The organism is Phenylobacterium conjunctum, assembly GCF_042679085.1.
GTDB lineage: Bacteria > Pseudomonadota > Alphaproteobacteria > Caulobacterales > Caulobacteraceae > Phenylobacterium > Phenylobacterium conjunctum.
The window spans coordinates 1-13554 of the sequence record NZ_JBHTLQ010000074.1; the positions used below are offsets into that span (position 1 = coordinate 1).

At 64.4% G+C, this 13554-nt stretch carries 13 protein-coding genes and 4 pseudogenes; 1 reads left to right on the top strand and 16 read right to left on the bottom strand.

The window, feature by feature from the left end:
- Positions 1 to 515: 515 nt before the first annotated feature.
- From ACFQ27_RS19115 to ACFQ27_RS19125, 3 genes and pseudogenes are all read right to left on the bottom strand, one after another.
- Positions 516 to 799 (bottom strand): annotated as a pseudogene (locus tag ACFQ27_RS19115) (molybdenum cofactor biosynthesis protein MoaE); the annotation flags it as partial.
- A gap of 53 nt (positions 800 to 852) precedes the next feature.
- On the bottom strand, positions 853 to 1788 hold the full coding sequence (locus ACFQ27_RS19120; protein ID WP_377354700.1) for a pentapeptide repeat-containing protein: 936 nt from the start codon (positions 1786 to 1788) through the stop codon (positions 853 to 855).
- 641 nt (positions 1789 to 2429) lie between these two features.
- Positions 2430 to 2912 (bottom strand): GNAT family N-acetyltransferase, encoded by a 483-nt coding sequence (locus ACFQ27_RS19125; RefSeq protein ID WP_377354701.1) that lies wholly within the window; start codon positions 2910 to 2912, stop codon positions 2430 to 2432.
- 120 nt (positions 2913 to 3032) lie between these two features.
- Here ACFQ27_RS19125 and ACFQ27_RS19130 point away from each other — a divergent pair.
- Positions 3033 to 3696, top strand: a pseudogene (locus ACFQ27_RS19130) (transposase).
- 76 nt (positions 3697 to 3772) lie between these two features.
- Here the strand turns inward: ACFQ27_RS19130 and ACFQ27_RS19135 are convergent.
- The 13 genes and pseudogenes from ACFQ27_RS19135 to ACFQ27_RS19195 form a co-directional block, all read right to left on the bottom strand.
- Complete coding sequence (locus ACFQ27_RS19135) at positions 3773 to 4267, bottom strand: molybdenum cofactor biosynthesis protein MoaE (protein ID WP_377354711.1); 495 nt, start codon at positions 4265 to 4267, stop codon at positions 3773 to 3775.
- Positions 4264 to 4503, bottom strand: coding sequence for a MoaD/ThiS family protein (locus tag ACFQ27_RS19140; protein ID WP_377354702.1), 240 nt, complete (start codon positions 4501 to 4503; stop codon positions 4264 to 4266). Before ACFQ27_RS19140 ends, ACFQ27_RS19135 begins: the two co-directional genes overlap by 4 nt.
- 1 nt (position 4504) lies before the next feature.
- Positions 4505 to 4987 (bottom strand): annotated as a pseudogene (locus tag ACFQ27_RS19145) (GTP 3',8-cyclase MoaA); the annotation flags it as partial.
- 6 nt (positions 4988 to 4993) lie between these two features.
- Positions 4994 to 5482 (bottom strand): annotated as a pseudogene (locus ACFQ27_RS19150) (PAS domain-containing protein); the annotation flags it as partial.
- Between the two features lie 153 nt (positions 5483 to 5635).
- A complete protein-coding gene (locus ACFQ27_RS19155; RefSeq protein ID WP_377354703.1) occupies positions 5636 to 7651 on the bottom strand; it encodes an ATP-binding protein in 2016 nt (671 codons plus the stop codon).
- Between the two features lie 166 nt (positions 7652 to 7817).
- The gene (locus ACFQ27_RS19160) at positions 7818 to 8054 is read right to left on the bottom strand and encodes a hypothetical protein (protein ID WP_377354704.1); all 237 of its coding nucleotides are present in this window, start codon (positions 8052 to 8054) and stop codon (positions 7818 to 7820) included.
- Positions 8051 to 9691: an IS66 family transposase gene (gene tnpC, locus ACFQ27_RS19165; protein ID WP_377354712.1), complete on the bottom strand. Its 1641-nt coding sequence runs from the start codon at positions 9689 to 9691 to the stop codon at positions 8051 to 8053. The genes ACFQ27_RS19160 and tnpC overlap by 4 nt, the downstream gene beginning before the upstream one ends.
- Before the next feature lie 131 nt (positions 9692 to 9822).
- Positions 9823 to 10170 (bottom strand): IS66 family insertion sequence element accessory protein TnpB, encoded by a 348-nt coding sequence (gene tnpB, locus ACFQ27_RS19170; protein WP_377354705.1) that lies wholly within the window; start codon positions 10168 to 10170, stop codon positions 9823 to 9825.
- Positions 10167 to 10517, bottom strand: a complete 351-nt coding sequence (tnpA, locus tag ACFQ27_RS19175) for an IS66-like element accessory protein TnpA (RefSeq protein WP_377354706.1) — start codon at positions 10515 to 10517, stop codon at positions 10167 to 10169. The genes tnpB and tnpA overlap by 4 nt, the downstream gene beginning before the upstream one ends.
- A 64-nt stretch (positions 10518 to 10581) precedes the next feature.
- Positions 10582 to 10920 carry a hypothetical protein gene (locus tag ACFQ27_RS19180; protein WP_377354707.1) on the bottom strand — a complete coding sequence of 113 codons (339 nt, stop codon included), beginning with the start codon at positions 10918 to 10920 and terminating at the stop codon, positions 10582 to 10584.
- A 175-nt stretch (positions 10921 to 11095) separates the two neighbouring features.
- Positions 11096 to 12037: a holdfast anchoring protein HfaB gene (gene hfaB / locus ACFQ27_RS19185; RefSeq protein ID WP_377354708.1), complete on the bottom strand. Its 942-nt coding sequence runs from the start codon at positions 12035 to 12037 to the stop codon at positions 11096 to 11098.
- Positions 12024 to 12455: a holdfast anchoring protein HfaA gene (hfaA, locus tag ACFQ27_RS19190; RefSeq protein WP_377354709.1), complete on the bottom strand. Its 432-nt coding sequence runs from the start codon at positions 12453 to 12455 to the stop codon at positions 12024 to 12026. Before hfaA ends, hfaB begins: the two co-directional genes overlap by 14 nt.
- 73 nt (positions 12456 to 12528) lie before the next feature.
- The gene (locus ACFQ27_RS19195) at positions 12529 to 13155 is read right to left on the bottom strand and encodes a hypothetical protein (RefSeq protein ID WP_377354710.1); all 627 of its coding nucleotides are present in this window, start codon (positions 13153 to 13155) and stop codon (positions 12529 to 12531) included.
- Positions 13156 to 13554: the final 399 nt, after the last annotated feature.

A 13554-nucleotide genomic window follows, 5' to 3' on the forward strand; every position in this document is an offset into this window, starting at 1 on the left:
CTACCACCGGCGCTACAGATCAACTATCACCCCCCAGGGCTCTCATAATGATCGAGGGACCGGTGGGGGGCAGGTCAAGCCTACATCCATGAGGCGCTGGCGTTGGTGTGCATCGCTTGCGGCGGACAGCGACCAGTGGCTCCCGGTCAAAGGGTCAAGCGTGGTTTTTCGGGCCGCCTTGCGGTTCGGGCAGTCGTTCTGGACCAAGCCACGATAGACCGCTAAGAGGACTGACCCAAGCGCTCGAGAGCTGTGGGCTAACCGCCCCGAGACGGCCTCAAAGGCCATATGGCGGGTTTCTGGGTCCCTCTAGTGGCGTAGCAGACATTCAGGTCCTAAGGGCTGGGGCCGCTGTTTGCGGGCGGCGCCCAAAGGCCGCCGCACCGGCCAAGCGGAGCTAGAAGCCCTGCGGAGACCATGCTGACAGTCCTTGACTAGCGCCGCCATGCGACCTCCCGCCTCAGCCTAAATTGGGTCCAGTCTGTTCCGCGACGGGTTGCTGGACGCCTCTAGGATCAAAGGTGCTGTGGCTTTAGTTGGCCCGCAGCCACCGCGAGGCTGTGTGATGTCGTCGCGGGCTTCCACCGTTCTATGTCTGCATGGTCCTGGTCGCGGGGCTCGATCCACCTTGGGCCGTCGGGACCGGTCTCCTTCTTCCAGAAGGGGGCGCGGCTCTTCAAGTAGTCCATGAGGAATTCGTAGGCCTCGAAGGCGCGGCGGTGGCGACGAAGACGATGGCCTCGCCAGGGGCGATGTCGCCGATCCGGTGGACGATGACGATGTCCTGCAGGGAGAAGCGCGCCCGGACCTGATCGCTTCGTGTGACGCCCCTCCGTCGTTGAGGTCGCCTACCTAGGACAACCATTCTACATTGAGCCCGGTCCCGTGAAGGATCGCGCCGGAGAAGTCCACGCGCCTTTCTTTGCCTGACAGCATCTGGATTGCAGCCAGGTCTGCCCGCAAGAAGCTGGCGTGCGCCAGGTTCGCGTCTCGAAAACTGGCTCCGCGCAGGTCTGCGTTCTGGAACTTCGCGCTGCGCAAGTCCGCGCCATTGAAATTGGCGCCAATTAGTTGTGAGCCTGAGAAGTCAACGGCGACGCCACAGGTCGCCGAAAAATCGCCGCCAGACAGACCTCGACTGGTATAGGCAGGCCCCGCGAGCCTGAGGTCTACGCCAGCGAGCCGGGCGGGTTGGCCTGCGGCGCCGCGACTTCCAACCCAGGTTTCGGCTTCTGCCAGTGCGATCTGGATCGCGAGCACATCATCCGGCGTCGAGGGTCTTGGATCCAGGACACACTGGGCCAGCACCTCTCGGGGCAGCGCGACTGTGCTGAGCTTGGCGTTGGTCAGGATAGCACCTCTGAACCGCGCCCCCTCCGTTCGCGCACCAGTCAGATCGGCCCCATCGAGATTGGCGTTGTCGAACCTGGCCCCCCTCAGGTTCGCATTGCGCAGGTTTGCGCCTTTGAGCGAACAGTTGGTGAAGTCGGCGCCGTGATCTGGGTTGACGTCTTGGTGGGACACCTGCAGCGCGCCGATCGCATCGGCGAACACCATGACGGCGCCGCGCATATCGGCGCCGTCGAGGTTTGCCCCTGTCAACACCGCCCCCCCGAGGCGCGCGCCGCGCAGATCCGCTCGGGCGAGGGTCGCCTGGCTGAGATCGCATCCTCGCAGGCTCGCGGCAAACAGCACCGCCCGGCTAAGATCGGTACGGGCGAATGATGACCCGTCCAGCTCTGATCCGGTGAAGTCGATGTCGGGTAGGTGGCGGTCCGCAGCCTGCATGCCCCTTGCCCGAATAAAGCGTGGCAGTCGTCGGGCGCCAACTCGCCGCCCCGCCGCCAACGCCTCCTGGGCCGCGAGCATGGTCAAGAAGGCCGGCGCATCAATGTCGATGAGCCTTACGGGCGCGAGGGAAGGCGAAGGAGACAAGATTCCTGCCACATATTCCGCTATTGAAAGTCAGTAAACGAGTCCTACTTAATGGAACGTCAAGTTCTCACGGACCAAGAGTTGACCCCAGATGATGAAAGAGTTGTATCCAGGATTGGTCCGCGGCCCGATTTGAGCAACTGACTCCATCGCGTTGCTGAGCGCCAATGTGGCTCCACGAGCGTGGCGCCTTGCGAACCCTGCGGGGCGGCCCCGCACCCGCTGGATCGAGCTGGGCGTTCCGCCAGTTGGCTCCTTGGCCCGAAGGCCTAGGAACCTCTCGATCTGGCTTAGCTCGTCATGTGCGGCGCGAGGCCGCTAACACCTGTTCTCCGCCGCCATTCCCTTTGTGCGGATACTGCCGTTTGGGCTGACCCTGGCGCCCCCTCCTAGGCTCAGGACCCAACAGCACCGGTTCGACGTTGGGGCTTTGGCTCTATGGCAATGCGCGTCGCCGCCTGCGGCACGGGCGGGAGATCGCGCGGTCCGATGCTTCATCCAGCCGCGTAGATTGCTACCGCGTGACCGTGGACAGGGTGGCGTTCCTCGCCGATCGCCCGCATGCCGCGTCGCTCATAAAACGTCCGAGCTTCCATGTTGGTAGCCGCCGTTTTGAGCCAAAATCCGTTCGGCATCAGTTCGGTGGCGCGCGCAAACAGAAGCCTGCCCACGCCCCGCCCCTTCCATTCCGGAGAGACGAATAGCTGATCGAGCACTCGGCTGGCTTGCAGCACAGCGAGGAAACCGACCATTCCGTCGTCCGCTTCAGCCACCGTCACAAGCCAGCCCGCGGCGACTTCACGCCCGACCCTCGCCATTAGCTCATCCACGCCGACGGTCCGCGCGGCGGAAACGCCAGTGGAAAGCCAGCTTCCGTACCAGACTGCGGCCAACGCTGGCGCGTCGTCGGGAGTGAAGGGCCTGAGCCTCAGCACCGTCATCCGATCAACGTAAGGCCAGCGAACCCACCAGATCAAGAAGTTCGCCCGCGGCTGCGGCCTGACACTTACGCTGTTCGGAACAGCTCGCGATCCAGCAAATTTCGAATACCGGGAGGTGTCCTATGGCTAAGCCGCCTTTTGCTTAGCGAGGCGCAGATGCGCCGGCTCGCGCGCTGCTTCCTGCAGTCGCGCGGCCGGGCGCGGGTTGATGATCGGCTGGTGTTGCCTGGGCTCGCGTCTGTGATCAGGAACGGGCCAAGGTGGCGCGGTGCGCCGTCGGCCTCCGACCCACACAAGACACTCGACAACCGGTTCGAGCGCTGGAGCCGAGCCGGTGTGTTCGCCCGAATCTTCGCAGATCTTACGTCAGAGGGCGGCGCGCGCGATCAGCTCATGGTGGACGCCACTCACCTCAAGGCGCGCCGAACTGCCGCCGCCCTGCTCACAAGGGGAGCTCTCCGCGCTGGATCGGCCGCCCTCGCGTCGAAAATCATATGAGCCTCTCTAAGGGTGGAGCGCTCATGCTGGACGCTATTCCAGCCACGCCCGTGCTGGTCGCAGCTATGACGCCGGCTGGCTCCGCCAAGCGCTCCGGGCCGGGGGCAGTCGCCCGTGCGTCTCCGGTTGCGCAGGTCGCGTGCGCCTGGTCCGCCATGGCAAAGACCTGTACCGTCAGCGTTACAAGATCGAGATCATGATCGGTCGGCTGAAAGACTGGCGGCCCATCCGCCCCCGCTACGACCGATGCGCCCACACCTTCATGAGCGCCATCACCCTCGCCGCAATCATCCTAGTCTGGCGACCTCGTTGTGAGTCCTGAGCCTAGGCCTGTCGAGGGTCGCCACGGGACCTCCTCATGCGCAAAAGATCCCTGATGCACGGACGCTCGATCGAGCCTAAGCGCGCGGCGGTGTCCGACTAGAGGGAGACAGTTTGATGGGTTGGCCAAGCTCCCACCGGGCGATATCTGCATGGTCCTGGTCGCGGGGCTCGATCCACCTTGGGCCGTCGGGACCGGTCTCCTTCTTCCAGAAGGGAGCGCGGCTCTTCAAGTAGTCCATGAGGAAATCGCAGGCCTCGAAGGCGGCGCGGCGGTGCGGGGCGGCGGTGGCGACGAAGACGATGGCCTCGCCAGGGGCGATGTCGCCGATCCGGTGGAGGATGAGCAGATCCTGCAGGGCGAAGCGGGTGCGGGCCTGGTCGGCGATGGCCTGGATGGCCCGCTCGGTGAAGCCCGGATAGGCCTCCAGGGTCAGGGTGGTGGTCGAGCCGGCCTCGGAGCGGGCTAGGCCTGTGAAGCTGGCGATGGCCCCGGTCTCGGTGCGGCCCTGGGAGAAGCCGGTCAGAAGAGCGCCGGGCTCGAAAGGCTGATCGGTGAGCCGGATCATCAGCCGCCGCTCATCGGGGGCAGGAAGGCGACCTCGGCGCGGGCGGTGACTGGGGCGTCGCCGCGGACGATCTCCTGGTCCAGGGCGACCTGGACGCCGGGGCCGGACAGGGCCTCGCCCAGGGCCTCGTTATCTTCAGCCAAGCGGGCCTTCAGGGCGAAGAGGCTGTCGCCTTCGATCTCGCGCTCGCGCCAGCCGGCGAGGTCGGCGAGGCGGCCGAACAACAGGATGCGGGCCATCCTATCCGCCCGTCGTCGACATGTGCCGGGCCACGGCAGGGGCGGCGGCGCGGGCGATCTGGAAGTCATGGCCTTGAGGCTTGGCGTCGATGGCCAGGCGGATGGCGTCGACCAGATCGGCGTCGCTGGCGCCCGCGCGGATCACCGCCCGCAGGTCTGAGGCGTCCTCTCTGCCTAGGCAGGTGTGCAGGGTGCCGGTGCAGGTCAGCCGCACACGATTGCACGCCTCGCAGAAGTTATGGCTCAGCGGGGTGATGAAGCCCAACCGGCCGCCGGTCTCGGCCACCCGCACATAGCGGGCCGGGCCGCCGGTCTGGTGGTCGATGTCGGTGAGGGTCCAGAAGCTCTCCAGCTCGCGGCGGACGTCCTTCAACGACAGGAACTGGTCGGTGCGGTCGACCTCGATCTCGCCCAGCGGCATGGCCTCGATCAGGGTTATGTCGCAGCCCCGGCCGTGGGCCCAGGTGATCAGCTCGGGCAGCTCGGTGAGATCGCGGGTGATCTTCGCAAAGCCCACAAGTGCGCCATCGTCATCCCGGATCGGGTCGATGATGGCGTTGGCCCAGAAGCGACCGCCATCCTTGCGATAGCGCCACCCCTCGGATTCGAAGCGGCCCTCAGCCTCTGCGGTGGCCAATGCCCGCGCCGGAAGGCCCGCTTCCTGATCCTCCGCGCTGTAGAATTTGGAGAAATGCTCGCCGATGATCTCGTCGGCCGTGTAGCCCTTGAAGCGCTCCGCGCCCGTATTCCAGCTTGTGATATAGCCGGCGGGATCCAGCATGTAGATGGCGTAGTCTGTCACGCTCTTGCCAGCGTCGGGGCCCCAAGACATGTCCCTCCAAGGCGGTCCCACGCACTTGTGAATCCGTCTCCAAGCTCGTCCGTCGTTCTGTTCGCGCCGGGATATGCCCAGGTCCCGAGTCTCTCCCGCAGCGCCAGCTGGCGTTCTTCGACATCCCTGGGGCGGGGGCTGAAGCATGGTGGGCCCCGACACCAGGTCTGCTGCGCAAATCCATGCAGTCTCCTTGGCCCCCCTCCCTTAGGCCGCCGCTCTTACGCACGCGCTCAAAGCGCAGCTCGGCCCGCGGGGCGATGCTGGAGGCGCCGCAGGGCGGTTCGGACCGCTAGCGACTCACGATCCCAAAGGCGCAAGCGCTCGCAGGAGCCCCGCCGGCGATATCGGCTTGGAGACCACGCCATCGAAGGCGGAGAGGTCCACCCCTTCGCCGACATCGGCTGAAAAGGCCAGCACGAGTGCATGCTGCGAGGGGCCCGGCCGGCTGCGGATCGCCTCAAGCGCTGCATAGCCGTCCATGACGGGCATGCGCAGATCCATCAGGACGACATCGAAGGTCCCCGCGGCGGCCTGAGCCGCCGCTTCCGCCCCGTCTGTCGCTGTGACCACGTCCGCGCCAGCAGCCTCCAGGATGAGCTCTACGAGCTCCAGATTTGCGGGGTTGTCATCGGCGACCAGAATCCGAAGACCTTCAAGGTCCGCAGACGGGCTCGGCGTGGCGTCCATCTGCTCGTCGGTTGCAGCCGGGGCTGGCACGGTGAAGTAGAACATCGAACCCCGACCCGGTGTGCTCTGGACGGCGATGTCGCCGCCCATTGTCGCCACCAGGGCGCGGCAAAGCGTTAGGCCAAGGCCGGTGCCGCCATGCTTTCGGGTCATGGCGTTGTCGATTTGCGAGAAACGCTTGAACAGCCGGGTTTGATCTTCCAGGGACAAGCCAGGACCCGTATCAGACACCGCAACGTAAAGCTCACCGCGCTGGTCTCTCAACGTCAGCTGCACCTGCCCCGTGTCCGTGAAGTTTACGGCGTTACTGATCAGGTTGGAGAGCACCTGGCGCAGAGCTTGGGGATCGACCAGGCGGACATCCCGAACCTCAATTGAGGTGAACGTCAATTCCAACTTCTTCTGTGCCGCTTGAGCTTGGAAGAGCTCCAGGGTCTCCCTGGCTAGCGCAATGACGTCGGTGGGGACCGGGCGCAGCGCCGTTTCCCCCGCTTCCAGCTTGGAGAAGTCCAAAATGTCATTGACCAAATCGAGCAGCGCTCGGCCGGCTGTGTCGATCCGATTTGCATACTGACGCGCCGCGTCGCTCAGATCTGGGCGGTTCTTTAGAAGGGCCGAGAAGCCGATGACCGCCGTCAGCGGTGTGCGGATTTCGTGGCTCATGTTGGCCAGGAACGCCGATTTTGCCTGGCTCGCGGCTTCCGCCTCACGCGTGCGCGCCGCGACGCGGCCCTCAAGGTCCTGCAGTAGCGCCTGTCGCTCACCGCGTTCACTAGAGAGCGCCCTGGCCAGAACGCCAATCTCGTCAGAACGACTATCCAGGGTCGAGTCTGGCAAGTGGCCCTCGGCCTCGGCTTCCCTTGCCAGCTTGGCGAGCGGCTGGGCGATGAGCCGTCGTATCCACCAAAAGGTCAGAGCGGCCTGAGCCGACCCCGCCAAGAGGCCAAAGACCAGTAGCGGCGTGGCAGAGCGGTTGGCCGCCGCCACCACGGCCGTCTCCGGCATGACCGTAAGAAAGTACCAATCGGGTCCCGCAATTCGACCGTAAGCGATGAGGAAAGCCCCATTTGGCGTCCTTGTGACGCCAAATGGCTTCTGGCTGGACCGAATGCTGTTGAGCACCTCCGCGAGCTGATATGTCTTTTCGTATCGCGCTAGGCGTTCGGACGTCACTTCTCCAGGTTTGGAGAAGCCCGGATAGGCGATCAGCGCGCCCTCGCTGTTAGCAATGAGATTGCTTGCTCCGGGGTGCGTGCCCTGCACCGCATCCAGAAGATAGGAGCCCAACGGCAGGGTGGTGCCCCAAGCCCCAACATATTCGCCATTGATATAGATCGGCGTCATGCAGCCTGTGGTCAGCGTCTTGCCGGAGGGATCGCTCAAGAGAGGAAGCAGCTTGGTGCAGCGTGTGCGCCTCTCCGGATTGTTTTCCGGCAAGGTGATTTGCATCATCTCCGTCTCAGCGAAGCTGAATGTTCTTGGCGCCTGATCGCGATAAAATTTGATCTTCTCGGGTCTGTCCGGCGTGAACATGATCATCCGGTTGCTGGGCGAGAAGAAGTAGAAATTGTCGAACCGGGACCGAAGAGCTTCTCCGGAATTCACCACGACTTCGGCCGTCGCCAAGAGCCGCGCCTTTTCTGTAGTCGTAGGCTCAGGACCGGCCATGTAGGCCGTCAAACCATATAGAAATTGCGTTTCGCCGGTCTCGAGGCTCCGCGCGGCCCGACGCGTACCATCGGCACGGCGGGGAAAGGGTACCCATCCGGCGTAGCCCGCAGCCAGCAACGGATTAGCGGAACAGGTCTGGATCCTGCCTGTGTGCTTCAAGCAGGTTCTTGAGTTCCTCGATGCCCTCGTCGGTGAACGCGGTGATGCTGTCCTCACCCAGCCCGTAGACCATGATGACGCCGTCCTCGGGCTCCATGCCGATGGAGATGTCGTGCAAGAGATGCTCGTCGACGGCGAGCTCTTTGGCGACTGCGGCGATGACGGTGACGGAATAGACCTTGTTGCGCTGCGTGGTCATGCCGCCTCGGCGGCCATGGCCTCTTCGCGCAGGGCCTTCCAATTCCAGGGCAGAAGCTCGTCGATCCGGTGAGCCGGATGGGTGGCGATGCGGGCGAGGACGTCGGTGAGCCAAGCGTGAGGATCGACGTCGTTCATCTTGGCTGTGACGATCAGGCTGTACATGGCCGCGGCCCGCTGGCCGCCCCGATCTGAACCACAGAACAGCCAGGACTTTCGGCCCAGGGCGATGCCGCGCAGCGCGCGCTCGGCGGCGTTGTTGCTGAGACAGACCCGGCCGTCATCGAGGAACAGGGTGAAGGCGGCCCAGCGCTTCAGAAGGTAATTGATCGCCTTGTAGAGGTCATGGGTGCGCGAGAATGCGAAGCGCTTCTCCTCGAGATAGGCGTGCAGGGCCTCGACGATCGGCTTGCTGCGTTCCTGGCGGACGGCGCGGCGGGCCTCGGGAGACTGGCCGTTGATCTCGCGCTCGATGTCGAAGAGGGCGTCGATCCGGCGAACCACTTCAAGGGCGACGGGCGAGACCACCACGGGCTTCTTGCCCGAGGCCTTGCGCCGGGCGGCCTCTTCGAGATCGGCGAAGATGAAAAACGGCCGTCGCGCATGGGCCCAACAGGCTGCCTGCAGGATCGGACTGGGCTTGCGATCTGGGGCATAGAGCTTGTCGTAACCGGTGAAGGCGTCGGCCTGGAACACCCCGGACCACGGGGCGAGATGGGCCTGGGGATGCACGCTGCTCCGATCGCGAGAATAGTAGAACATCGCCGCTGGAGGATCCTTACCGCCAAACGGCTTGTCGTTGGCGACATAGACCCAACATCGGGCGATGTCGGTCTTGCCGGTGGCGAGCACCGGAACGGTTGTGTCATCGCCGTGCAGACGCTCGGCGGAGAAGACGCGGCGCTCCAAGGCGGTCAGAAGCGGACTGAGCGCGAAGCAGCCGGCGCCGACGGCGTCGGCCATGGTCGACAAGGCGATCGGGACGCCCTCAAGCGCGTAGCGCTCACAGAGCCGGTTGAGCGGCTGGTGGGCGCCGAACTTCTCATAGAGGATCATCGCCAGTAGGCTTGGCCCTGCCCATCCCCGGGGGATGGCGTGGAACGGCGCCGGCGCCTGGCTGATCTTCTCGCAGTCGCGGCAGGTGAACTTCTCACGCACCGTCTCGATCACCTTCCACTGCCGCGGGACCAGCTCCAGCGTGCGGGTCACGTCCTCGCCGAGCTTGCGCAGCCGGCCTCCGCCGCAGCACTCGCACGCCGTCGGCGGGTCGAGCACAACGCGCTCCCTAGGCAGATGGTCGGGAAAAGTGGTGCGAGCCTCGGGGCGTTTGCGCACGAAGCCCGCCACGGTCGTGGTCCTGGCCACGGCGATCTCGGCGGCGATCTCGTCCTCGGTGGCGCTGGCCTCATGCTCCTCGAGCTCAAGCTCCATCTGATCTTGCAGCTGGGCGCTCCGCTCCTTGCGGGCCCCGTAGACCTGGCGCTCCAGTTTGGCGATCCTGAGCGCCTGGTGGGCGATGAGGGCCTTGTCCTCGGACGCCATGGCCTTAGCCACGGCCAGCTCGGCGGCGGCATCAAAGTGCTTCTGCTCGGCGCTGGCCGCCTTCTCCTGGGCCTCGCCCGCCTTGGCCAGCGCCATCTTCAGCGCCTGCTTCAGGGCTGCGACGTCGTCCGGAAGGTCATCGAGCTGGGCGTCCACCAGCTGATGGAATCATACTTTTGAGCGCTTGTGGCGCCCCTAAATGCAGGTCCGGCAAAGAAAATGCGGGCCTATCCGGCGCTGGTCGGGCGCCAGGTGTGCTGGGGGTTGCGCCAGTCGATGCCCTCCAGCATGTAGCCCAGCTGGGCCGACGTCAGAGCCACCGCGCCGCCCTCCGCCGCTGGCCAGACGAACCGCCCGCGATCCAGGCGCTTGGCGTAGAGCGACATGCCCAGACCGTCGTGCCAGAGGATCTTGATCAAGGCTCCGCCGCGCCCCCGGAACACGAACAGATCACCGGCGTGGGGATCGCGCTTCAAGTGCTCCTGGACCAGCAGGGCCAGGCCCTGCATGCCCTTGCGCATATCCGTATGGCCGGTGGCGATCCAGACCCTGACCCCGGACGGGACCGGGATCATCGCAATGCCCGGAGCGTCGCGGTGACCAGGGCTGCGGGCGTATCCGCGCTGATCGTCACCCGGGCGCCGTGCGGCAGCTCAATGACGATGGCGGGGCCACGGTCCGCAGCCGGCCCCACGTCCGAGGCGCCATCGACGACAACCGCTGGAACAAAACCGCCGTCATCCCGGGCGGCCAAGACCTCGCGCCGCCACTTGTAGATCAGGCTGGTGGCAACCTCGTACTGCCGCGCCACATCCGCCACCACGGCCCCGGGCGAGAACGCCGCCATCAGAATCTCGCGCTGCTCGTCCGCGCTCCACCGCCGGCGGCGCTCCGGCCCCGACATCAACGTCACATGGGCCATGCTGCACAGCTATGAGCGCTCATAAGGTCTCCTTACGAGCGCAGCATCCTGTCCCGGCTACCCCTCAGCAAGGCGGCCCACGGCGGAGGGGTACGGGAAAGGCGACATTAAAGCAGACATCGGTCTGCGGCGTGACCGGCATAGTCCCAATGCGCCGCACCAAGGCGCGCTCGGCATCGGCGTGGCGCGCCCAGAGCTCTTGAAAGAGCACTTGTTCGTATTTCGTGCGCTCCTCGGCGTATGCGGCGAGGTCCTGGGCCCGCTGCGCCTCGGCCTCCTTACGATAAAGCTGCGCCCCAGCCCATGAGCCTAGCAGCGTGGCCGACGTGGAGATCGCCAGCAGGCCAGCAATCAGCGGCCCGGCGACAGTCCGATGCGCCTGACGAGATTTTATAATTTTCATAGTGGCACATGCGAATCAGACAGTCCGTCCCCTTGAGGAATATTGGCGTTGAGCGCAGCGTTGCGGCAACTCAGGCGCCTAAGATTGGGGCGCCGCTGCGTCAAATTGGCTCAAATCGGGGAACTCCGCGTTCAATCCCGTTGACGAGGCAGAGCCGGCCGCTCGTCGCGCGCCGTCATCGGCCGCGTCGCCCCGCCCAGGACATGCCACCACCAATTGACCTATAGGTCCGGGCGGACGCGTCAGGCGCCAATGGATCTGAATTTCGAGAGAGGCAGACCTCGGGACCGGGTGTCCTGTAGAGGCCGGACATCATCTCCAGGACGGCCCGCTCGATCTCGGTTCTTACCGCCAGCTGCATAGGTTCCAGTCCCCCTTTGCCGCCGCTCAAGTCCAACACGGTGTCGCCAAAGAAACTGAAGACGCCGGCGCTGACTTCCCGCCCGACAATCTGTTTCTGATAAGAGACGACATCAATGATGTCGGAAGTTTTTGTATCAACAAGACGAAGGTCGATGCCGACATTCATGATGTAGTTGCGGCTCCGGAATTGGCCCTTCATGTCTCGTGCGGCTTGGCCGCCGGCGGCGGCGTCGGCGCCCGAAGAGCGGATATTGTAATTGAGTTCGGTTATGCCGCCGATCAGCACATAGTCTGATCCAGACATCATGCCGACTGGGATCTGCCGGTATTCGCCGGGCGCTTGACCACTGTCGGAAATCAATCTTCCATTCGCGTACTTGAGCTCCAGTTCTGACACGGAGTTGTCGTAGCGCTCCACGAGGCGGGCGCCCGATTTGGCGAGCGCGGTAATGGCCATCAGCGAGGCGCCTTGGGTGAGTTTGGGGCCGCCTTGGAAGTCGTCTTGCTTACCAGTGTAGTCGGAGATGCGGCCCACGGCGATGCGTGGCGACGGCCGACCGTAGCTGCGTGCATATTGCGACAAGCAGATCAATGCTTCCGAATAGGGCGTGTCATTTGCCGTCACCGGGGCTGCGCCGATGGGGTCTGCGTAGAGGCCGTTGGCGGCGACAGGCGGCGCAGCTGTGCTGGCGCAGGCGCCGAGGGCGAGGGCCGAGATCGCCGCAAGGATCGGATTGAATCTAGCGCGAAACATGGGCCACCGTTGCGTTGCCGAGCGCCGCGCTGGCTTGCACGGCGCCGGAATTGGTCTGGGTCGCCTCGACGATGATCGTGTTCCACGATCCGCCGGCGACAATATTGATCTGATTGGCGACCGCCGAGACATCGATCTGCCCAAGCGGCCCGAAGGGGCTGGAGGCGTCGCCAAGTCCAGCCCCTAGACCGCCGGAAAGTCCGGTAGGCTCCGTCAGAAGGCCGTTGATAATGACCCGGTTGCCGTTGGCGTCGCGGGTGGAGGTCTCAACCGGGCGGGCCTCCTGGCCCATCACGCGGCCATAGCCGGCGTTCAAGCTGGATGGGCTCAGCGCCTCAGCCGACGCAGGGGTCGCGCCGAGCAGCAGGCCGAAGGCCAAGCCGGGCACTGCGGACAGCAAGAGATTTCTAGCGGACATGTCTGGCTCTTGGACGGAGGAAGTAGGCCGCCGCCCCCCTGGAGACATGGGGCGGCGGCGGAACAAACGCGACTTAGAAGCCTTTGATCGTCAGGCTGTTGCCGATCGCCGCGGAGGTGATCGAGACGTCACCCACGACCTTGTTGATGCGGGCGTTGGTGTTGGCCACGGTGTAGGCGGCGTTGACCTGCTGCGACCCGATCGAGGCGACTTCACCGGAGATGGTCGCGGTGTTGGCGATGGCGGCGGCGGTCGAGGACAGATCGCCGGCGATGTTGTAGCTGCTGAGGTTCAGATTCGCGGTCGGGTCATAGTTGGCGTACTGCACATTGCTGACCGAGCCGCCGCGGGCCACGTCCACCGTCAGGCTGTTGCCGATCGCTGCGGCGGTGACGCCGACATCGCCGACCACATTGGAAATCTGGCCATTCAGGTTGGCGACCGCGTTGCCGTTGAACACCTGGCGACTGCCGATCGCCCCAGCGGTGTCACCGGTGATGGTGGCGGTATTGCCGATGGCGGCGGAGGTGAGGTCCACCTTGCCAGTGACGTTGCTGATCGTGGCGTTCAGGTTCGAGCCGATCTTGGCGAACTCGGTCTGGCTGTTCGACACCGACTGAGCGCCATAGGTGTCGGCGGCGAAGGCGGCGGTGGCGAGGACCGACAGGGCCGCGGCGGTCGAGAGGATCTTGAAGGTCATATCTAACTCCTTGGGTCGCCGGGATTGGCGATACCCTCACTTCAGCAAGGCGCGCGCCGCCAAACGACCACGGATGAACTTAATACTCATACTAAGTAAAAAGGTCCGGAATTCAGTCATGTGGCTATCTGGCGGAATAATATGCCTTCCGAAAGTCCTATCAGCAGGAGTCGTGCCAGGCGGATGGTGCCTATATGGGCGTTAGATTCACCATTATGCTGCGGTTAGCTGTATCCTGATCTCGAAAGCGGACACCCGAGTGCTTCTTTGTGGACGTTTTACTCGATTTAGGTCTAGATTTGAGACGGAGGGGATTCGCTGGTGACCTGCCCCCCACCGGTCCCTCGATCATTATGAGAGCCCTGGGGGGTGATAGTTGATCTGTAGCGCCGGTGGTAG

What these genes read in the sequence shown, in the direction of transcription:
- ACFQ27_RS19195 (WP_377354710.1), bottom strand. Translation starts at nt 13,155, where the DNA reads ATGACCTTCAAGATCCTCTCGACCGCCGCGGCCCTGTCGGTCCTCGCC.
- tnpB (WP_377354705.1), bottom strand. Translation starts at nt 10,170, where the DNA reads ATGATCCCGGTCCCGTCCGGGGTCAGGGTCTGGATCGCCACCGGCCAT.
- ACFQ27_RS19140 (WP_377354702.1), bottom strand. Translation starts at nt 4,503, where the DNA reads ATGGCCCGCATCCTGTTGTTCGGCCGCCTCGCCGACCTCGCCGGCTGG.
- ACFQ27_RS19180 (WP_377354707.1), bottom strand. Translation starts at nt 10,920, where the DNA reads ATGAAAATTATAAAATCTCGTCAGGCGCATCGGACTGTCGCCGGGCCG.
- ACFQ27_RS19160 (WP_377354704.1), bottom strand. Translation starts at nt 8,054, where the DNA reads ATGACCACGCAGCGCAACAAGGTCTATTCCGTCACCGTCATCGCCGCA.
- tnpC (WP_377354712.1), bottom strand. Translation starts at nt 9,691, where the DNA reads ATGGCGCTGGCCAAGGCGGGCGAGGCCCAGGAGAAGGCGGCCAGCGCC.
- hfaB (WP_377354708.1), bottom strand. Translation starts at nt 12,037, where the DNA reads ATGTTTCGCGCTAGATTCAATCCGATCCTTGCGGCGATCTCGGCCCTC.
- tnpA (WP_377354706.1), bottom strand. Translation starts at nt 10,517, where the DNA reads ATGGCCCATGTGACGTTGATGTCGGGGCCGGAGCGCCGCCGGCGGTGG.
- ACFQ27_RS19120 (WP_377354700.1), bottom strand. Translation starts at nt 1,788, where the DNA reads ATGCAGGCTGCGGACCGCCACCTACCCGACATCGACTTCACCGGATCA.
- hfaA (WP_377354709.1), bottom strand. Translation starts at nt 12,455, where the DNA reads ATGTCCGCTAGAAATCTCTTGCTGTCCGCAGTGCCCGGCTTGGCCTTC.